A 20,337-nucleotide genomic window follows, 5' to 3' on the forward strand; every position below is an offset into this window, starting at 1 on the left:
CTCTCCTTGATGAAAAGAAAGCGGGGCAAGCCCGCTTTTTCTCTGTGCTTTCTCAAGCCATTTCACGTTGATCAAACGTGAGGGATTATTGTTTTAGTGTAAGCCGTGATTTGCCCAAAAGTCGTCCAGTTTTTGATGCAAACATTGACGTGCATCTTCGTCCACAAAAGAGGCTTCAATGGCATTACGTGTTAATTGTGTGAGCTGTTCTTTACTCGGTGACAAGGAGCGATTGAGGGCGAGGAAATTGTCATTCATGTAGCCGCCAAAAAATGCGGGGTCGTCAGAATTCACCGTTACGCATAGCCCGTCGTCTAACAGGGTGAGTATGTTGTGATCTTCCATGCGATCGAATACCCGCAACTTGATGTTGGATAGGGGGCAGACGGTTAACGGCATACGCGTTTGCGCCAACTGTTTCACCAGCTCAGGGTCTTGCGTGCATTGCACACCGTGATCGACGCGGCTGACGTGAAGCAATTCAATCGCGTCACGAATGTTGCTGGCAGGGCCTTCTTCACCCGCGTGTGCGACGGTTTTTAGCCCCAATGCGCGCGCTTCTGCAAAAACACGGGCGAATTTTTCAGGCGGGTGACCAAGCTCGGAGGAATCTAGCCCCACGCCGACAAGACGATGCAGATGCGGCTTTGCTTGTTCGAGTGTTTCGAAAGCCGCTTCTTCTGACAGATGCCGCAAAAAGCACATGATGAGTTTGCTGGTAATCCCCAGTTCTTTCTCGCCTTGGCGCAATGCATGGAAAATACCGTTGATGGCGGTATCAAAAGGAATGCCGCGGTCAGTGTGGGTTTGAGGGTCGAAAAAGATTTCCGTGTGCATGACGTTGTCAGCTTTGCAGCGCATTAAGTACGCCCAGGTTAAATCAAAGAAGTCCCGCTCGGTGAGCAGAACATTGGCACCTTGGTAATAGATATCGAGAAAAGATTGAAGATTATGGAAATGGTAAGCCTCGCGAGCCTCTTCAACATTGGCGTAGGGCAGGGCAATACCATTGCGCTCTGCCAATTCGAACATGAGTTCTGGCTCCAATGAGCCTTCAATATGAAGGTGCAGTTCTACCTTAGGTAAGTGTCGGATAAAGTCTTCCATAAGATTCTCCCTTACACGTTGGGTTGTTTGTCGTCTTCAAAGCGGTGATGCAGTCACATTGCCAGTGCAATATGACAATTTGTACTGTAGTCGTTGCGGTGACGATGGCTGTGGCAGATTGATGAAAAGAAAACGTTGTGGGTATACACCTCTATAAAATTTAGTGGTTACTGACCGTTCGGTCAATTTTTGGCGAGACGGTGATGTTGCCTTAGCTGTCCAAGCTGTCCAAGCTGTCCAAGCTGTCCAATGTGTCCAATGTGTCCAATGTGTCCAAGGTGACAAAGCTGTGGAAGCGTAACGTTCATTGCCGTTGCCGTTGCCGTTACCGATAAGGATGTGGACTGTTCAGACCAAGCGCTATCATGCTCATTTGTTGGGCATTTCTGCGTATGTTGCTGCTTTAGGTAACAATTACTTACATTCCATGTGGTTAAGCGCGGCGAGAGTCTGAGATACTGAATGTTCTGTCATTGATCAACTTAGGATGAACTGACGCACTAATGACGATTCTCTATCCTGCTCTTCTGCTGATTACTTTGTGGGTGTGCTTTTTTGTTCACTACTCTAGTTCGTTAAATTGGCAGATGGTGAGCGATGTCGGTGTCTACGGTTTGGTTGCTGCTGCGGTGGCTTTCCCTGTTTTTCATAGCGAATGGGGTGAATTCAAGTTCGCGGGGTACATCATAGCGATGGCTTCCGGTATTGGATTGCTCGGCAAAATGTTGATTGATGCCAAGCGCCCTGACAAAAGCGGCAACGACAGCTTTCCTTCTAACCACACCGCCAATGCGTTTGCGGCTTCTACCATACTCGCCGTGAGTTATGGTTGGATCATTGGTTTGCTTTCTTATGGTCTCGCCATGCTGGTTGGCTTGGGTCGTGTAAAAGCCTTAAAGCACCATTGGCGTGATGTTATCGTCGGATTGTGTGTTGGTCTTTGCACTGCAATCGCCGCGGTTGCTCTGATTTAACCGTCTTGACGATTTTTCCTGCGCAAATCTATGTCACCGATTTAATCCCAATCGCATGATTCGCCCGTCTAGTTACTGCTACTGCTACTGCTACTGCTACTGCTACTGCTACTGCTACTGCTGCTGCACCTGTTCTCGGAGCAGTTGTTGTTGAAATTGCTTGGGTGCTTGCCCAACGTGGCGGGTAAAAAATCGGGAGAAATAGCCCGGGTCTTTGAAGCCGAGTTGATAGCCAATCTCTTTCGATGAAAGCTGAGTGAAAATCAACAATCGCTTGGCTTCGTCCACAATCCTTCCATGAATGATTTCCAATGCTTGTAAGTCAGCACTGCGCTGGCAAATCCGATTCAGTTGGCCTTGGCTCATGCCCAGTTCGGCGGCGTATTCGTTCACGCTCCAATGCTGGTGATAGTGAAGATCGACCAATGCAGTGAACTTCTCGAACAGGGCGGTTTTTGCATCGGATGCCTGCGGCTTTTCTCGGTGTTGTATCTGACGGCTCAGTAGCACGAACACAATCTTCAAATACGCACCAATCATAGAAGCTTGCCCTATCGAGCGGCCTTGGTATTCCGCTAAAAGACGCTCCCCGAGAGATTTCAATTCAATCACGTTTCGCCCGTCGGCAATGGGGATCACCAAAGGCTCTCGAAGTAGGGATGAGAGCGCCTGTCGTTCGGTCTCGTTGAATAAGCTCAAAATGAAGGGCTGTGAGATCGACAGAATAAACCCTGTTACCCCGGGCTGGTGGATGAACCCATGCACCTCTTTGGCGGGAATGGAAAGCACGCATCCCCCTTTGTATTCTGCGCTGCTGTCGCGGATCTGCGCGGTCATCGAACCGGATTCGAGGATCATCAATTGGTGGAGATCATCGTGTCGGTGCGGATGAATTTCCCAGTTGTGTTTTGGCAGAGACTGCTCAAGCCGTGCGATATGCATGTAATCCGGTGAGCTTTCAGGCAGTTCTTCGCCATACAGAAAGTAATGGGGGATGTTCGACATCACACTCGCGCTTCAAAAGTCAGTAATGTTAAAAATGTACAACAAAATGTAAAAAAGTTGAATTTATTGCGAGTCACATCATGACTATTCTGGTCCTAATTCTCATGCGAAGGTCAGGAAGACATGGTTTCGATCCCTTATATGCAGCTCAGAGGCGGAAGCTCCAAAGGCATCTATTTTGTCGCAAGTGATTTGCCAGACGATGCTGAACAGAGAAACCAAGCCATTCTTGATGCAGTCGGTCGTGATGCGCGCCAAATCGACGGCTTAGGCGGTGCGAACCCGCTAACGAGCAAAGTCGCGGTGGTTTCTTCCTCGTCGGATGCTGACTGCGATGTCGATTACCTGTTTGTGCAAGTGGTGGTGGGCGAGAACCGCGTAGACACCACACCCAATTGCGGAAACATTCTGGCGGGCGTTGGTGCATTCGCCATTGAATCAGGCCTTGTGCAAGCCACCCATCCGACAACCATCGTTCGTGTGTTGATGACCAACAGTGGCAATCGCTGTGATTTGGAAATCGAAACACCGAATGGCGACGTGAAATACGACGGTGACGCCGCCATTGATGGCGTGCCCGGCACGGCGTCTCCGGTGATTTGTCATTATCAAGACATTGCAGGCTCGATCACTGGGGCGCTGCTTCCTACTGGAAACACCCGCGATACGTTTGAAGGTCTCGACGGTGCCTACGAAGTGACCTGCATTGATAACGGTATGCCTGTTGTGGTGATGCGCGCCGAAGATTTTGGCGTGACGGGTTACGAAAGCGCCGACGAACTTAATCACCACGCTGAATTGAAAGCGCGCATTGAAGCCGTACGGTTAAAAGCAGGCGTGGCAATGAACCTTGGCGATGTCACTGACAAGGTCGTGCCGAAAATGTGCCTGATTGCGCCCCCTGTTGATGGCGGCAATGTCTCTTCTCGCACCTTTATTCCTCACGTTTGTCACTCTGCCATTGGCGTGCTGGGCGCGGTATCTGTCGCCACGGCGTGTGCCTTATCTGGCTCAGTGGCAGAAGGGATAGCCTCACTCCCTGACGGCTTGGTGAAAACTTTGTCCGTTGAACACCCCTCAGGGGAATTCTCCATGACGTTGACGTTCGACCCATCTGGCGCAGTGCAGAGCGCTGGGTTGGTCAGAACGGCGCGCTTGCTTGCGAAAGGCGAGCTCTTTTTGCCCAAGAAAGCCGAATAACCGAAAGCACGAGAGCCAGTGCTTAAACAAACAGTGAAAACGCAGTGATTTATAGACTGCACAGGAGTCACGGAATGACCAAACCCAGTTGTATGCCACCGGATAACAACACGCGTACACCGCGATTTGTGGCGCCCGCGAATGCATGCGATGCCCATTGCCATGTATTCGGCCCCCATGCGCAGTTCCCTTATGCCGATACCGCGACCTATTGGCCACCTGATGCGGGCAAAGATGCACTGAAGCGTGTGCATGACAAGTTGGGTATTTCCCGCGCAGTGCTCGTTCAGGCGAGCTGCCATGGGCGAGACAACCGCGCGATGATGGATGCGATCGCCACCAGTAGCGGCGCATATCGCGGCGTGTGCATGGCAGACGATACCTTTACAGAAAATGACTTTCAGGATCTTCATGAAGGCGGCGTGCGCGGCATTCGTTTCAACTTCGTGACCCATCTTGGCGGCGCACCCAACCTCGACATGATGGAAAGGGTATTGAAGCGGGTGAAGCCGTTCGGTTGGCACTTGGTGATCCACGTTAACGCAGAAGACATCATCCGTTACGAAGACTTCTTCAACCGATTCGACATGGACATTGTGGTTGACCATATGGGACGCGTGCCGACGTCGGAAGGCGTGGGTCAAAAGGCGTATCAAATCCTGCTGGATTTTATGCAGCGCGAAAACTGGTGGGTGAAGGTGTGTGGCTCTGAGCGCATCGCCATTGCGCCGCCGTTTTATGACGCTGTGCCGTATGCACAAGGGCTGGTGGAGGTCGCGCCAGATCGCATCCTTTGGGGGACGGATTATCCGCATCCAAACATTAAAAAACACATGCCAAATGATGCAGATTTGCTCGACCTCGTGCCTTTGATTGCCCGTGATGAAGCGACGCAGAAGAAGATTCTGGTGGATAACCCAGCACGTCTCTACGGTTTTGACGATTAAGGAAAGCAGTATGTCTATGAGAACAATCCAAGGTGTTGCCGTTCGACACATTGAGCGTGCAGACAAAACCGTATTGGAAGGCCTTGCCGAGTGTGGAAGTGCCACCGTGCATGAAGCCCAAGCGCGTACAGGCAATCTCAATCATAACCTTCGCCCGATTTATGCCGGCGCACAAATCGCGGGCAGTGCCGTAACAGTGCTGGCACAGCCCGGCGACAACTGGATGGTGCATGTGGCGATTGAGCTTTGCCAACCTGGCGATGTGTTGGTGATTGCGACAACCTCACCATGCACAGACGGCTATTTCGGTGATTTGCTGGCGACCTCTGCGCAAGCGCGCGGTGTGCAAGGGCTGATCATTGATGCGGGTGTGCGTGACACCAAAGATCTCACACAAATGAATTTCCCTGTGTGGTCGAAAGCGGTGTCTATTAAAGGCACTGTGAAAGCGACACTGGGGTCGGTGAATGTGCCCGTGGTGTGTGGCGATCAGCCTATTTATGCCGGTGATGTGATAGTGGCAGATGACGATGGTGTTTGTGTTGTTCCCAAAGACCGTGCAGAAACCGTTTTAACAGCAGCAAAAGCGCGCGTGGCGTTGGAAGAAGAAAAACGACAAATGCTGGAGACCGGCATCCTAGGGTTAGACATGTACAACATGCGCCCTAAGTTGGAACAAGCTGGCTTTCTTTATGTAGATACATTGGAGGATTTGGAATGAGCAAGGATACGCTAATTATTGATTGTCACGGCCATTACACGACCGCACCGAATGAGCTAGGTGAATACCGTGACCAACAAAAAGCCGAGCTGGCGACCGATCCTCTGTTCGATCATGTCAAAGGCGTGGTGAATATTTCCGATGACCAAATCCGCGATAGCCTCGAAGGCGCGCAGTTGAAGCTGCAAAACGAGCGCGACACAGACGTGACCATATTCTCGCCGCGCGCCAGCTGGATGGGGCATCACATTGGTAACCAAACCACGAGCAAATATTGGACGGAGCACTGCAATGAACTGATTCACCGTATTGCTGAGCTGTATCCGCAAAACTTCATTGGTGCGGCGCAGCTGCCGCAATCCCCCGACGCTGATTTGACCGCGAGTGCGGCAGAGCTTGAGCGCTGCGTGAAAGAGTTTGGGTTTGTGGGTTGTAACTTGAGCCCCGATCCATCCGGTGGCTACTGGACAGCGCCGCCGTTGGATGACGAATACTACTATCCCATCTACGAGAAAATGTGTGAATTGGACGTTCCAGCGATGATCCACGTGAGCGGCTGTTGTCACCCTTGTTTTCATACCACGGGCTCGCACTACCTCGGGGCTGACACCACGGCGTTCCAACAGTTGATGATGTCGAAAACCTTGTTCAAAGATTTCCCTGAATTGAAGTTCATCGTGCCACATGGTGGCGGCGCTGTGCCGTATCACTGGGGACGGTTCCGTGGCTTATGCGACATGATGGGTTTACCGCCACTGAACGACATCATGGGAAACAATATCTTCTTTGATACCTGTGTGTATCACCAAGAGGGCATCGATTTGCTAATGGAAGTCGTGCCGACAGGCAACATTTTGTTTGCTTCAGAGATGATTGGCGCAGTGCGCGGTATCGACCCGCAAACGGGCAATTTCTTCGACGATACAAAGCGCTACATTGACGGCTCTAAACTGAATGATGAAGACAAAGCGAAGATCTTCAACGGCAACACACGTCGCGTGTTCTCGCGATTAGATGCCAGACTGAAAGAAGTCGGATTGATTTAATGTGCGTGATTTAAGCGTTATTGAAGGAGTAAATAATGCGTGAAAAAAGGGATTACGACGACATTCCTGGCACTTATGTATTCGACGGGCAGGCATCGCGTCAAGGCTATCACTTGAACATGTTTTGTCTGTCTCTCAACAAGGCTGAGAACCGCGATCTGTTCCGCCAAAATGAAGCCGAATACATGGACAAATACCCGATGACGGACACCCAGCGTGACGCGGTATTAACGCGAGATTGGCTTGGCATGCTGCGCTTGGGAGGGAATATCTATTACACCTTTAAGCTGGCGATTTTTGATGGCATGACCATGCAACACGCGGGCGCTGCGATGTCGGGCAACAATATGACGTTTGAAGATTTTCGCGACATGATGCTGGCAGGTGGGCGTGGTATTGAAGGCAATCGCAGCAAGCAGGAATGGGCGGAATACTATTCTAAGCCTGAAAATCGCGCGCATGCTGCGGACGTTGATAGCGTCACAGCGAACCAAGGCAGTGCTGACAGCAGCGAACAGAGCGAAAACAAGGACGATTCCAATGGGTAAAGTAGTAGGCGGTATTGGTACCTCTCACATTCCGTCAATCGGTGCTGCAATGGATAACGGCAGCATGTACGAAGCAAAGCACGCCAACTATTGGCAGCGCTTCGTTAACGGCATTCAGCCTGTGCGAGAGTGGATGAACACGGTGAAACCCGACGTTTGCCTGATTGTGTATAACGATCATGCCTCGGCGTTTTCATTGGAATCTGTCGCGACATTTTCGATTGGTGTGGCTCCGCAGTTTAACCCTGCTGACGAAGGGTATGGCCCGCGCCAAGTGCCATCATGCGAAGGTCATAGCGAGTTAGCGTGGCACATTGCAGAATCTTTGGTGCTTGATGAATTCGACATGACCATCGTGAGTGAGATGGATGTGGATCACGGCCTGACCGTGCCGCTTTCTGTGGCTTATGGACAACCTGAAGCATGGCCGTGCCAAGTGATCCCGCTGGCGGTGAACGTGGTTCAATACCCTCAACCGACGGGTAACCGCTGCTTCAATTTAGGTAAAGCGATTCGTAAAGCCGTGGAATCTTTCCCTGAAGATACCACTGTCGCTATTTTTGGTACGGGCGGCTTGTCGCATCAACTTCAAGGCGAACGAGCGGGATTGATCAACACTGAATATGACTGCAACTGGCTAGACAAAATGGTGAATGACCCTGACGCGGCCAAGGCGGTTTCTCACACTGAATATTTACGCGAAACGGGTTCAGAAGGCATTGAAGCGATCATGTGGCTGGTGATGCGCGGTGCAATGGATGAGAAGGTCGATGAAATCTATCGATTCACTCACGCACCTGTGTCGAATTCCCACTATGGGTTAACCGTTTTAGAGAATGCGAGTGACAGGGTCACAAAAGGCATGCTGACGTTCAAGGCAGACTTAGTTTCAAGGCAGATTTAGGTTCAAGGAGTAGCGAATGAAAATCATCATGGTGGGAGAAGGTGCTTTCGGTCACAAGCATCTGGATGCGCTAAAAAATATAGACGACGTGGAGGTTGTGTCGATAGCGGGTGGTGTAGAAGAAAGCACCCGCGCGACGGCAGAGAAGTATGGCATTACGCACTGGACGTTGGATTTACAGGAAGCGCTGGCAGTGCCGGGTGTTGAGGCGGCAATTATTACGTCGCCGACACCAATACACGCCCGACAAGCCATCGAAGTGATGCAAGCGGGTAAGCATGTGATGGTCGAAATCCCGATGGCGGATTCGCTAGCAGATGCAGAGAGCATTGTTCGTGTGCAGAAAGAAACGGACACGGTCGCTATGGCAGGCCATACACGCCGTTTCAACCCAAGCCACCAATACCTCAATAAAAAATTCCGTGCGGGTGAATTGAAGCTTCAGCAACTTGATGTGCAAACTTACTTCTTCCGCAGACAAAACCTAAATGCATTGGGTGAGCCACGTAGTTGGACGGATCACCTGCTTTGGCACCATGCGTGCCACACGGTGGATCTCTTTGCGTATCAAACTGGTGAGGAGATTGTTCAAGTTCAGGGCATGCAGGGGCCGAAGCACCCCGAGCTTGGTATTGCGATGGACATGAGCATTGGCTTGAAAACCGCTTCTGGTGCGCTGTGTACACTGTCTTTGTCGTTTAATAACGATGGTCCACTTGGCACTTTCTTCCGATATATTTGTGACAACGGTACTTATATTGCAAGGTATGATGACTTGGTGGATGGGCGCGAGAACCCAATTGATGTCAGCAAGGTCGATGTGTCGATGAACGGCATCGAACTGCAAGATCGTGAGTTTATCGCAGCGATTCGTGAGAAACGTGAACCCAACGCCAGCGTACAACAAGCACTCGCGGCAATGAAGGTACTCGATATCATTGAAAAAATATTGAGAGAGTAGTTGCCAATGATTAAGCGGTAAGAGGAATATCATTAGATGGATAAGCGTCAGATTGGATCGTTATCGGTATCGCCGATTGGGTTAGGCTGCATGAGCATGTCTCATGGGTATGGACCTAGCGATGAGAAAACCTCCATTCAGCTGCTTAATGAGGCGCTTGACGTCGGGTATAACTTTCTTGATACCGCCACCATGTATGGCGGCGGCAAGAACGAAGAATTGATAGCAAAAGCACTCAAAACGCGTCGACAAGAGTATGTTCTGGCCAGTAAATGCGCATTGTTTTCTAAAGACGGCAAGCCAACCATTGATGGTCGCCCAGAGACCATTAAAGCGCAGTGTGAAGCGAGCTTGCGGCGTTTAAATACGGATGTCATCGATCTCTATTATCTTCACCGCCTTGACCCTAAGGTGCCGATTGAGGAGAGCGTGGGTGCGCTTTCTCAGTTGGTGAGCGAAGGTAAAATCCGCGAAATTGGATTGTCTGAAGTGTCTGCAGATAGTTTACGCCGTGCCAGTGATATTCACTCGATTGCGGCGGTGCAGTCCGAATACTCATTATGGACGCGGTTACCTGAGCTAAAAATGCTCGCTGCGTGTGAAGCGTTAGGCACGACCTTTGTGCCGTTTTCACCGCTTGGTCGTCAATTCTTCACGGGGAAAGCCCAAGAGGCTGACAAGCTGACACAAGGTGATATTCGCACCAGCAATGCACGTCCGCGTTTTGAAGCGGATGCGTTTGCGTATAACCGCAAGCTGCTTGAGCCGCTGCGAGAAGTGGCGCAAGAGTTTAACTGCTCATTAGCGCAATTGGCGTTGGCGTGGATTATTGCGCTGCCAAACCGAGCGGGTAAGCAAACCTTGGTTCCGATTCCGGGCACTAAACACATCGAATATATGCGTGAGAACATTGCGGCGGCTAACGTGCATTTGCCGTTGGAAGTGGCTGAATATCTGTCTGGCTTGATTCACGACGACAAAGTGGTGGGCGCGCGTTATAACGAAGCGCAAATGAAAGTGATGGATTCCGAGCGCGATCGCGATTAATCCAAAGCCTGCGTTTGTCAGCAAAACACAAAGCCGTCGATTCCGACGGCTTTTTTCGTTCTAGTCAGCGGTTTTGGTTTCAAACATGCTGTTGCTATCCCGAACTATTATCCCCACATGACTGTCTTCAGATTACGTGGGAATAAACGCTCGGCATTAACCGATGAACTTGCCAACAAAGTTTCCGATGTTGCTGAAACTTGCTGCGCCCATCACAACCACAATCAACACACCTGAGATGGTCAGGTACAGTGGGTGTTTGTAGTCTCCCACGATGTCTTTACGGCGTGTCGCTGCTAGCACAAAGGCAAGTACCACTGGCAGGATAATGCTGTTCACCAAGCCTGCAAGCATCAGCAGTAGAATCGGCATGTTCATCATCACAGTACCGACGCTGGTGATGATAATGAAGCCCACACACCAAGCTTTCTCATTGCGGGCAACTACTGGGAACAAGGTCTTAATCAGTGAAATCGCCATGTAGGAGTTGCCGACAACCGAGGTAATCGATGCCACAAACAACACCAAACCAAAGATGAAGTAGCCCACTTCGCCCGCACCTTGACGGAATGCGTCAGCCGCTGGGTTTGAAGCATCAAGCGTCGCGCCTGTTGCAATCACACCGAACACTGCAAGGAACAGTAGGATACGAATCACCACGGCGATAGAAATACCCGCCCATGCCGCTTTTTTGATGCTATCGGCGTTATCTTCACCTTGCAGGCCGATATCCACCAAGCGTTGTGCGCCTGTGTAGTAGCCGCCCACTGCGCCACCTACGATGGTCAAGGTAGGAAGCAGAAGGTTGCCAATGTCAGCAGGCAAAACAGCTGCAGTCAGTGTTTCGCCCATCGGCGGTAAGCTTGTCATGGCAACGTAGGCAATCAGTACAATCATGAACAGGCCAAGGTAGCGCGCCATTTGGTCCATGCGTTTTGATGCGTTGTGAACCACAAACAACAAGCAACCAATCACACCCGTAAACAATGCACCCCATGTGGTATCGACACCCGTAAGCACGTTGATGCCAAGCGCTGAACCGCTCACGTTACCGAAGTTGAAGGCCACTGCGCCGAGTGCTAGCAAAATACCGATGAAGTAACCCGCCCCTGGGGCGATTTTGTTGGCGATGTCTTGAATGCGTAAGCCAGACACACCCACGATGCGCCAAAGGTTCATCACAATACCGAAAGTGATAAACATGGAGGCGAAGACAGGGAAGGCCATGTCCATCTTGTAGATGTTGGTAAATACGGCGGTTTGGGTCAGAAATCCTGGGCCGACAGATGTTGTCGCCATCAGGAATGCAACGCTAAGAATGGCTTTTTTCTGCCAAGACGTTGTTGAGGTGTTTTGATTGATTGTTTGCGTTGTCATGCCGATTCCAAAAATTGTTGTCTCTCTCTTTATAAAAAAAGAAAAACAACTGACCGGGATCAGCTGATGTTTGGCGGGTAACTATTTGAAAAGACTGGCCCTTGCGGCCCCTCTTTTTGCTGGGAGCGGATACTAAAGACTCACCAAAAGTAAGTCAATCATTAAGTCGCAAAAAAACGATAATTTATGTCGATGGAATACCTGAAAGTGGAGGCCTGATCATGTAACACATCTGTATTGTTCGACAGCGTTTCTGAGATATGGTCAAGGATTCCACTATAAGTGGTCGATGTTTGCGCTTTTTGGCAAGTGTTGCCATTGAAACTGGGCATGGCAATTCGTAAGGTCGATGTAGAGCGTTTTTTTGATTTAAACATGTAGGGGAAGATTTATGGACGGAATACCAAACCATGTCATGCTCAAACAGTACAGTGAAGAAGCATCATTTTCAGATAACCATGTTCGAGAAATTCCCTATAACGGGGAAACGGCAATGGATATTTACTTGCAGGTAATGAACAGCACACCCAAATGGGTTGGCGCGTTGATGCGATTGCGTAACCGCATTGCCTCGGCGTTGGGTTTAAAACACCTAGGGAACTTTGAAGATTTTGCACCTGAAAAAACGAGTTACAAGGTGGGTGATCGTGTGGGTATTTTCACCATGATTTACCAATCACCGGTTGAGGTGATCATGGAAGATCAAGACAAACACCTCGACGTAAAAGTGTCGTTCCACATTGCCCCAAATGGAAACCGTGCTACCGTCACAGCCAGTACCGTTGTGCATGAGAAGAACCGTCTCGGCAAGCTATACATGTTCTTTGTTGGGCCTGCTCATAAGATCATTGTGCCTGCCACATTGAAGAAATTACCCAAGGTATAGTCTTTCTACGCACAAATCCTACAAGCTCAAATCCCTAACGCGAACCTCTCATGTTTTGAGCGATATTTGGGTCACGTTGGGGAATTTGGCTGAGTGCTGGGCGTCTCTCCGCCCTCGGCTTCTTCGAGTTTGAACTTAATTTCGTCAATCAAATCCATAATGGCTGACGCTTCATCGGGCGTTGCCCCATCAAGCAAAGCATCTTGCAACAGCGTATTGATTCGCTCCTTCCTCAGAATAAACAAATCATGCAATGAATCGGCAACTTCGAGTCGACGCTTAGGGAACTGTTCAATCAGGTGACGCATCATTTCCCCAGAGCGTTTGGGGTAGGCGAGCACAATGCTCTTGGCCACATCATTCGCGTTCAACGCAGAGCCTTGCAACGCTAGCTTTATGAGCAAGCCTGGGTCTGTCGGGTTTTGCCCTAGTGCTGCAAGCAATAGCTTCAATTCCGGATTGGTGGTGTTGGTGTCTTTGAAATCCAGCATGGGGTCGAAATCTGTCGAACCAATCGGTTGAACGCTGACCTTCATTGGGTTGGTAGAAGGCATTCGCTCTGTCCGCACGTAGAGTTTGCGGATCATTAAGAACGCAAAAACAAATATATGCACAGTGATGATGTAGTAGTAGAGCCACACCACGCTAAATTCGCTCATCAATGCACTGGCAACAATCGGTCCTATCACGCCGCCCGCACCTAATAGGATTTGCATGGTGCTGGTCACAGGCATGGCTTCTTTTGGATCAATATGGTCAAACACTTGAGTGACGGCCAATGGAAACAACGCCACGCCTGAACCGCCGGAAATCCAGAACAGAACGGCTAAGAGTTCGATCGGGTAGGGATGGAAGTTGTCGAGTATGATCAAGCTGTTGCTAATCACGCCCATCACCATCAACCCTGATGCAATCACACGTTTGTCGTATCTGTCTGCCAACCAACCTGTAGGAAACTGAGTGAGCAATCCGCCCATTTGATAGGAACCTAGAATGATTGATAGCCAGAGACCCGAAATGCCTTTGCTGTAGGCATACAGGGAAATAAGCGAGACGCTAGCGGCGTTGATTAAGCCAGCACAAAAGCACGACAGCGTGCCCGATGGGGAATAGGACCAAAGCTTTTTCAACGATATTGGGGTGCTTTTCGCGGGTAGCTCAGGGGCAGGTAATCGGCTCATCGACATGATGATGAGTGAGAAGCAAAGGAATACTGAGATTAAACCAAACAAGCGTGGATCTTGTTCGTTAAACATCCCGAACAAAAATGGCGCGGTACCAAACCCAATCGCGAAGCAGATTTGATACGTGCCATAGACTCGGCCACGGTTACTTCGGTCACTGAGAACGTTTAGCCAGCTTTCTAGGGTGATGAATGACGTGACGTAGCAAAAACCAGCGATCATCCGTAATGCGCCCGTTAACCAAATGTCCGTGGTGTAACTGTGAATAACGGAGACAATCGATAGCGTGGCTGCCATGGAAGCAAACGCACGAATATGACCCGCCCGCAGCACAGCGCGGGAGCCAAACAGGCCAGCGCAAATGGCACCCACCGCAAACATACTCATGGCGAGACCAATGTTTGAGGTCTCGTAACCCGTCTCCTTCATGCGTATCGGTAGCATGATGAAAAATAAGTTGTGACTAATGGCGAAGCCAAAAATGGTAAAGAGGATAGGGCGTATACGCCAAAAAATGTTTGCTTTCATATCCGTATGTCGGTCAATGGGTCCAAATTAAGCATATACCCCGTAGCCAGAGTTCTGCATTTTCACGTTGTTTGGGGCAAAGTCGGTAACAGTCACCCCTTTCAGGCGATAGAAAGCGCGAGGAAGTGAACTGGGAACACAACAAACGTGTTGGTACAGCGCGTTTACGAGACGAGGGCTAAGAATGTTGCGTGTCGAAATTGTATCATTGGATGACATGTCGCCTTGGATTGATCGTAGGGCAATAGGCGGTTCTCTTGTCTTTATGACGATATTCTCACTGTTGATATGGGTTGGCGAATGAATATATTTTGATGTTTTCATTCAAATATTGGCTAAAGCGTGTGAAACCGAAAATGTAAGATATTAAGCTGAGAATTTGATGGGTTATAATATCTGTAATGATTGTTATGGTGGCTAGCGTTTAAAACAAGATGGTTGTTTTTAATTCTGGCATTTAAAGCTGCTTTAAACGCTGCTTTGAAAATCGATTTTAAAATTAATCCATGGAAACGCAGTTTACAAAAAGAAAAAATTAAGGGGGCGCGGGTGATAACGATCGAGCGGTATACACCAGAAGATGAAACAGCGTTACTTGAAATTTCACTGAGTGAGGAACAAGAAAAATATACTGCGTCTCCCCGTGCTTTCCTTTTTGAAGAGCAAGGGAGCGCTGACAGGTTTGTTGTCGGCTATGAAGGGAATATCATTGGATATTTTAAGATCTATCGCCATTTCTCCAATCAACTCCAACCTTGTGAAACTAATGCGATTGGCCTGCGAAAGTTTGCGATAGATCAGAGGCAGCAAGGTAAGGGACTGGGCACAGCAACAGTGAAAGAACTCGCCACCGTGTTGCCTATACCCAAGCAACCTGAAGATGCTCGATTTCAGAGGCCATCAGAGTGTTCAATTCGAGGCAAATTCTTGTAGGAATAGTCATTCTATTTCACAGGAATTTAACGATGAAGTGGACGCTCTGAGGGCCTCCCTTCGGGCGAGTTTACTGACGCCATGCTCGGTGTTGTCCCTTTTTGATGGAGCGCACTACATCGGCAAAGTGACGCCTTGATCATAACGTCAGTAAAGCTCGCTGAATCCTGCATCTTCAGGTTGTTTGGGTATAGCTATTATCCAGAAGACAAATGGTTGTACCTGACCGTGAACTGCAAAAATACAGTTGCATATCAGTGTTATCTGAGAGGTGGATTTGATGACACAAAAACGCATTTCTTAGGGGGTCCCAATGGCCCTCAACACATTATGCGACAGTCTTTATCTCGCTGATGTATGTTGATTGTTGAATGTCTATTCACCATTATGTTTATAAATCCTGTTGATCACATGGCTCAGGAGTGTAATATTACTTTTTCTTGAATATAGTTATTCACTGCCTGCTGGCTTCTTAATAATACGATTGGCTTTACATCGCTAATTTCAAAGTGAGAGGCTAGTGTCTGCACTTGGTCATATATTCGAATTTAACACTACGTTTCTTTTTATTAATAAACCGTGATGCTGTTTCCGTTAGCGAAAATATTACCCTTACATTGAGTGGAAGAATGTCGTTCTGAGTGTTTGACTGGTTAAGTCAAATAAAAAGGACGACATATATGAAGACATTCAACGTTAGTGCAAAGAAAGTCATCGTTGTGGCAATGAGCGCTGCACTGCTGACGGGCTTTGCAGGCTGTGAAGACCCAAGGTGGGTAGCAAACAAAGTCAGTGGCGCAATCAAAGAAAAGCGTCTCGTCGATCACCTTGAAGCGATGGAAGCTGCCGCTGTGCCTACGCCTGATGGTGGTTCAACGACGCGAGCTGCGGGTACAGATGGCTACGCCAATTCTGCCGAATACATCAAAGCCACGCTCGAAAAACATGGCTATGAGGTGGAATTCCAATCATTCGACTTCAGAAGTTGGGCGGAGTTGGACGGCACTTCGCTGACCGTAAACGGTCAAGAATTGGTGCATGTTCGTGATGCCACAGATGACATTCCGGCGGATTACGCTGCTATGTCATATTCTGGTAGTTCAGACGGCGCAGTGAGCGCTGATATTGCTTTTGTTACTCCCGATTTTGATTTTGAATCCCCAGATTATGACGATACTGATGGCTGCGAAGCGTCTGATTTTGACGGCGTTGATGTGACAGGTAAGGTAGCCGTGATTCAGCGCGGCGGTTGTACGTTTGATTCTAAAGTGGTGAATGCTGAAAATGCAGGTGCTGTAGGCGCAATCGTGTTTAACCAAGGCAATAACGATGGTCGCAAAGCCGTGGTGAATGGCACCTTGGGCAGTGATAGTGAAGCAACCATTCCTGCGTTTGGTGCACGCTATGATTTAGGCAAAGAATGGTATGACCTAACACAATCGAGCACGGTGGCTGCGGCCCTAAGCATCACGGTTGAAGATGCCGTGGTAGTAACAGAAAACTTAATTGCCGAAACCAAGAAAGGCGACCCTGATCAAATCGTTATGTTGGGCGCACACTTGGATTCTGTCCCTGAAGGTCCGGGTATTAACGATAACGGCACGGGGAGTGCTGGGATCTTGGAATACGCGATTCGCCTGAAAAAGAAAATGAGACAACTGCCTGTTACCCAAAAGAACAAAGTCCGCTTTGCTTGGTGGGCGGCAGAAGAAGCGGGATTGATTGGCTCTGAATACTACACCAATGAAATATTGGGCGGGTATTACGATGAGGCTCAAACTCAAATCATGGAGGAGCTGGGCATTACTGACCCTTCAGATTTAACAGCTGAACAGCGTGAGCTGGTGGAAGCCCGTTATCTCGATATCAATCCGATCAAGATGTACCTCAACTTCGATATGATTGGCTCGCCAAACTATATCTTTGGTGTCATGGACGGAGACTTATCGGATACTAAAGACAGCCCAGACAACGCTTACCCTGGGGACTTTGAGCCACCGGAAGGTACATCGCATATCGAAGGTTTGTTTAACGAATTCTTTGCTGATATTGGTGAGTCGACTGTTCCACAAGCCTTGTCGAAACGGTCTGACTATTCCGGTTTTGCTGATTGGGGTATCGCATTTGGTGGTCTATTCACCGGTGCAGAGAAAATCAAATCGGCGGAAGAAGTCGAAGAGTTTGGAGGCGATGTCGATGTGGCATATGACAAGTGCTATCACCAAGCCTGTGATGACTTGAATAACGTCAGCAATTCGGCGATGACAACCAACTCGAAAGCCTTGTCATATGTCGCGACGTTCTACGCCATGAGCGAAGATCTGTACGCAGATGGTCGCGAGGATGAGCCAGAAACACGCACACTGCTGCGTTCTTTCTCAGCGCAAGAGTCAAGCCATCAGCACCATATTGGCGAGCGAATCAAATCTGCTTCTCGTGAAGTGGCGGACCATGGTCACTTCCACGGTGACTTTGACCAAGACCGCGAATAGTTTGTCTTGATTCACATAAAAATTCACATGAGAACCAAGTAAAAACAGGGAGCTGAATAGCTCCCTGTTTATTTTTGTTTATTTCTGTTTATTTTTATTTATTTATCGTTGTTTCACATCGCTGAACCAGTATCGATCATGAAGGCTGTGCGGTTATCTCACTTAGCTCGCCAATTCTCGCGCCTGCATGGCTAGCCGCATTTGGCTGTTTGCTGCGCCAAACCCTCTGTAACCATTGCGTTGAACGATTTCGAAGCAGAACCTTCCTGCGAACAAGGTAGTGTACAACTGATAGAAACTGCCATTTTCATCTTCGTCATACAAGATATTGAATTGTTTTAGCTTATTGATGGTTACATCTGACAACGCAAAGCGTGCGGCAAGATCTTCATAGTAATTGCTGGTGGCGGGTAAGGTTTCTGTTTCTTGCTCACTCATGAATTCCGCGGTGGCGAAAATATCATTGGTGGAAAGCGCAATGTGATTAACGCCAGTCCCTGCATACTGGTCAAGGATCCGGCTTGATACCGTGCGTGATGCTTGGCTGCTGTTTAATGTGAAACTGACTTTTCGATCCGGTGTTTGCAGGGCTTGGCTGCGTATCAGGCCACCCGGATCGGTCACATTGACGGTTGGCATCGTTTGCATGTTAAACATGGAGCGGAATACCAGCACGGAATGGAGCATCTCTTCGTAGCTCATTGACAGCGCGATGTGGTCAACATTACTCAAATACGCTTGGGGATCGACATCATCGTGCCAACGGAATTCACGTTCCCAGTGCGCGGGCTTGTCTGAGCCTTCGACCATGTAGAGCAAGCTTTCTCCCGGGCCATAGATGGCAGGGATGCCGTGCGTATCGGTATCAGGGTTGCCGTAAACAGGCGCAAATTCGAGCTTTTTGGCGCGTTCCACCATGTCATCGACGTTGTTGCACTTCATGCCTACAGCACATACTGAAACGCCGTGGTTGTGATGGAAGTTCTGCGCAAAGCTGTCAGGTTCCATGTTCATGACTAAATTGATGTTGCCTTGTTGCCACAACTCAACATGTTTCTTGTTGTGTGTGGCGGCATGGACAAAACCCAGCTGGGATAGCAGGGCAGTGAGGCTTTGCTTCTCATTGTCATTGAGGGCGAATTCGATAAATTCGACATCACTGGGTGGCGAAACAACAGGAAGCGGCGTTGCTGCTCTCTCTGGCGTTTGTTCGGCAGCATGATTTGCATATACCAGTGAACGATAGCCATCTCTGGCCGTTTTTTCTGCGGAACCTGCGCGGAACTGATCGTTGAAGATCTCAAGTGAAAAAGGGCCGTCGTATCCTGTCGCGTGCATGTTGGCAACGAATTTATCGAGGGGTAAATCACCTTGCCCCGGGAAACAACGATAATGCCGGCTCCAGCTTAGGTGGTCCATTGACAGACTCGGCGCATCGGCAACTTGCACGAGGAATATGCGATCGCCGGGAATGTTGAGCATGGTGTCTAGTTCAGTCTGGCGAGAGAAAATATGGAACGTATCTAAACAGATGCCGACATTCTTGTGATTCGCTCGACGCACAATCTCCCATGAGTCGCGATAGTCGTAGACATATTTCCCCCACGCTAAGGCTTCATAGGCAACACGCATGTTCCGCTTTGCTGCGCGCTCTCCCAGCTCATGAAAATCATCCGCAGCTCGCTGAATACCACCTAGCGCGTGAGGGGATGCACTGCTGCATACCATCAGCAAATCCGTACCGAGTTCTTCCATCAGGTCGAATTTTCGTTCGGCGCGGTCAAAGGCTTTTTGACGATAAGGGGCAGGTAAGCCTTCAAAATCTCGAAACGGCTGGTAGGTGACGACTTCTAAGCCGTGATCGTCCAACATGCTGCGAATATCTTTGACGGACCCTTTGTGTGTGATCAGGTCATTTTCGAAAATTTCGATGCCGCGAAACCCTGCTTTAGCGATGGCTTCGATGCGTTCGCGAAAAGTGCCAGACAAACAGACGGTAGCGATGGAGTAAATCATAAGGCTTCCTCGCCATGCTTCATGACAAGACCATCAATGGCCAGCGCGTATCCTTTTACGCCAAAGCCAACCACAATGCCTGTGGCTACTGGGGACAGGTAAGAGTGATTTCGAAAGGGTTCGCGGGCATGTACATTGGAAATATGGATTTCAATGACAGGGACTTGAGCCCCCTTGATAGCATCTTGCAGCGCAACCGATGTATGGGTGAATGCGCCAGCGTTAAACACCACGCCGATCATTTCACCTACAGCGACGCGTTTTCCGGCATCGTGCAAGGTGTCAATTAACACGCCTTCGTGATTGCTTTGCATGAACTCAATGGCGACGCCGTGTTTATCACCCGCTTGATGACACAGGGTTTCTACGTCAGCCAGCGTCGTGTGGCCATAGAGTCCGGGTTCGCGTTGCCCTAATAAGTTGAGGTTAGGGCCGTTCATTACGAGAATCGATTTCATTGC

18 protein-coding genes and 1 pseudogene are annotated in these 20,337 nt (G+C 49.3%); 13 read left to right on the forward strand and 6 right to left on the reverse strand.

Annotated features, from left to right (window positions below):
• Positions 1-93: 93 nt before the first annotated feature.
• Positions 94-1,107 (reverse strand): adenosine deaminase, encoded by a 1,014-nt coding sequence (locus tag Q365_RS0110835; protein WP_028023364.1) that lies wholly within the window; start codon positions 1,105-1,107, stop codon positions 94-96.
• A gap of 503 nt (positions 1,108-1,610) precedes the next feature.
• Here Q365_RS0110835 and Q365_RS0110840 point away from each other — a divergent pair.
• Positions 1,611-2,081 carry a phosphatase PAP2 family protein gene (locus tag Q365_RS0110840; protein ID WP_028023365.1) on the forward strand — a complete coding sequence of 157 codons (471 nt, stop codon included), beginning with the start codon at positions 1,611-1,613 and terminating at the stop codon, positions 2,079-2,081.
• 114 nt (positions 2,082-2,195) lie between these two features.
• On the opposite strand, the gene Q365_RS0110845 is transcribed toward Q365_RS0110840, so the two are convergent.
• The gene (locus tag Q365_RS0110845; RefSeq protein WP_028023366.1) at positions 2,196-3,086 is read right to left on the reverse strand and encodes a helix-turn-helix domain-containing protein; all 891 of its coding nucleotides are present in this window, start codon (positions 3,084-3,086) and stop codon (positions 2,196-2,198) included.
• A 123-nt stretch (positions 3,087-3,209) separates the two neighbouring features.
• Here Q365_RS0110845 and Q365_RS0110850 point away from each other — a divergent pair, with 123 nt between their 5' ends.
• The 8 genes from Q365_RS0110850 (at position 3,210) to Q365_RS0110885 (ending at position 10,460) form a co-directional block, all read left to right on the forward strand.
• Positions 3,210-4,286, forward strand: coding sequence for a 4-oxalomesaconate tautomerase (locus Q365_RS0110850; RefSeq protein ID WP_028023367.1), 1,077 nt, complete (start codon positions 3,210-3,212; stop codon positions 4,284-4,286).
• A 74-nt stretch (positions 4,287-4,360) separates the two neighbouring features.
• Entirely contained in the window at positions 4,361-5,233 is an 873-nt protein-coding gene (locus Q365_RS0110855; RefSeq protein WP_028023368.1) for an amidohydrolase family protein, read from the forward strand.
• Between the two features lie 10 nt (positions 5,234-5,243).
• Positions 5,244-5,954: a 4-carboxy-4-hydroxy-2-oxoadipate aldolase/oxaloacetate decarboxylase gene (locus Q365_RS0110860; RefSeq protein WP_028023369.1), complete on the forward strand. Its 711-nt coding sequence runs from the start codon at positions 5,244-5,246 to the stop codon at positions 5,952-5,954.
• Positions 5,951-7,000, forward strand: a complete 1,050-nt coding sequence (locus Q365_RS0110865; protein WP_028023370.1) for an amidohydrolase family protein — start codon at positions 5,951-5,953, stop codon at positions 6,998-7,000. Before Q365_RS0110860 ends, Q365_RS0110865 begins: the two co-directional genes overlap by 4 nt.
• 35 nt (positions 7,001-7,035) lie before the next feature.
• Positions 7,036-7,548 carry a protocatechuate 4,5-dioxygenase subunit alpha gene (ligA, locus tag Q365_RS0110870; protein ID WP_028023371.1) on the forward strand — a complete coding sequence of 171 codons (513 nt, stop codon included), beginning with the start codon at positions 7,036-7,038 and terminating at the stop codon, positions 7,546-7,548.
• Positions 7,541-8,452 carry a class III extradiol dioxygenase subunit beta gene (locus Q365_RS0110875; protein WP_028023372.1) on the forward strand — a complete coding sequence of 304 codons (912 nt, stop codon included), beginning with the start codon at positions 7,541-7,543 and terminating at the stop codon, positions 8,450-8,452. Before ligA ends, Q365_RS0110875 begins: the two co-directional genes overlap by 8 nt.
• Positions 8,453-8,468: 16 nt before the next feature.
• Positions 8,469-9,413 (forward strand): Gfo/Idh/MocA family oxidoreductase, encoded by a 945-nt coding sequence (locus tag Q365_RS0110880; RefSeq protein WP_028023373.1) that lies wholly within the window; start codon positions 8,469-8,471, stop codon positions 9,411-9,413.
• 36 nt (positions 9,414-9,449) lie between these two features.
• The gene (locus tag Q365_RS0110885) at positions 9,450-10,460 is read left to right on the forward strand and encodes an aldo/keto reductase (protein ID WP_028023374.1); all 1,011 of its coding nucleotides are present in this window, start codon (positions 9,450-9,452) and stop codon (positions 10,458-10,460) included.
• Between the two features lie 156 nt (positions 10,461-10,616).
• Here Q365_RS0110885 and Q365_RS0110890 read toward each other — a convergent pair whose 3' ends face one another.
• Positions 10,617-11,837 carry an NRAMP family divalent metal transporter gene (locus Q365_RS0110890; protein WP_028023375.1) on the reverse strand — a complete coding sequence of 407 codons (1,221 nt, stop codon included), beginning with the start codon at positions 11,835-11,837 and terminating at the stop codon, positions 10,617-10,619.
• 391 nt (positions 11,838-12,228) lie between these two features.
• Here Q365_RS0110890 and Q365_RS0110900 point away from each other — a divergent pair, with 391 nt between their 5' ends.
• On the forward strand, positions 12,229-12,723 hold the full coding sequence (locus Q365_RS0110900) for a DUF2867 domain-containing protein (RefSeq protein ID WP_028023376.1): 495 nt from the start codon (positions 12,229-12,231) through the stop codon (positions 12,721-12,723).
• Between the two features lie 71 nt (positions 12,724-12,794).
• On the opposite strand, the gene Q365_RS0110905 is transcribed toward Q365_RS0110900, so the two are convergent.
• The gene (locus Q365_RS0110905) at positions 12,795-14,435 is read right to left on the reverse strand and encodes an MFS transporter (RefSeq protein WP_028023377.1); all 1,641 of its coding nucleotides are present in this window, start codon (positions 14,433-14,435) and stop codon (positions 12,795-12,797) included.
• A gap of 438 nt (positions 14,436-14,873) precedes the next feature.
• Here Q365_RS0110905 and Q365_RS26130 point away from each other — a divergent pair, with 438 nt between their 5' ends.
• The 3 genes and pseudogenes from Q365_RS26130 (at position 14,874) to Q365_RS0110915 (ending at position 17,860) form a co-directional block, all read left to right on the forward strand.
• Positions 14,874-15,368, forward strand: coding sequence for a GNAT family N-acetyltransferase (locus Q365_RS26130; RefSeq protein ID WP_028023378.1), 495 nt, complete (start codon positions 14,874-14,876; stop codon positions 15,366-15,368).
• Between the two features lie 192 nt (positions 15,369-15,560).
• A pseudogene (locus tag Q365_RS27170) lies at positions 15,561-15,722 on the forward strand (GNAT family N-acetyltransferase); the annotation flags it as partial.
• Between the two features lie 326 nt (positions 15,723-16,048).
• Positions 16,049-17,860, forward strand: a complete 1,812-nt coding sequence (locus Q365_RS0110915) for a M28 family metallopeptidase (RefSeq protein ID WP_028023379.1) — start codon at positions 16,049-16,051, stop codon at positions 17,858-17,860.
• 162 nt (positions 17,861-18,022) lie between these two features.
• On the opposite strand, the gene Q365_RS0110920 is transcribed toward Q365_RS0110915, so the two are convergent.
• Positions 18,023-19,876 carry a bifunctional sugar phosphate isomerase/epimerase/4-hydroxyphenylpyruvate dioxygenase family protein gene (locus tag Q365_RS0110920; RefSeq protein WP_028023380.1) on the reverse strand — a complete coding sequence of 618 codons (1,854 nt, stop codon included), beginning with the start codon at positions 19,874-19,876 and terminating at the stop codon, positions 18,023-18,025.
• On the reverse strand, positions 19,873-20,334 hold the full coding sequence (gene aroQ / locus Q365_RS0110925) for a type II 3-dehydroquinate dehydratase (protein WP_028023381.1): 462 nt from the start codon (positions 20,332-20,334) through the stop codon (positions 19,873-19,875). The genes Q365_RS0110920 and aroQ overlap by 4 nt, the downstream gene beginning before the upstream one ends.
• Between the last annotated feature and the right edge of the window lie 3 nt (positions 20,335-20,337).

It is taken from the genome of Enterovibrio calviensis DSM 14347 (assembly GCF_000621165.1).
GTDB classification, from domain to species: Bacteria; Pseudomonadota; Gammaproteobacteria; order Enterobacterales; family Vibrionaceae; genus Enterovibrio; species Enterovibrio calviensis.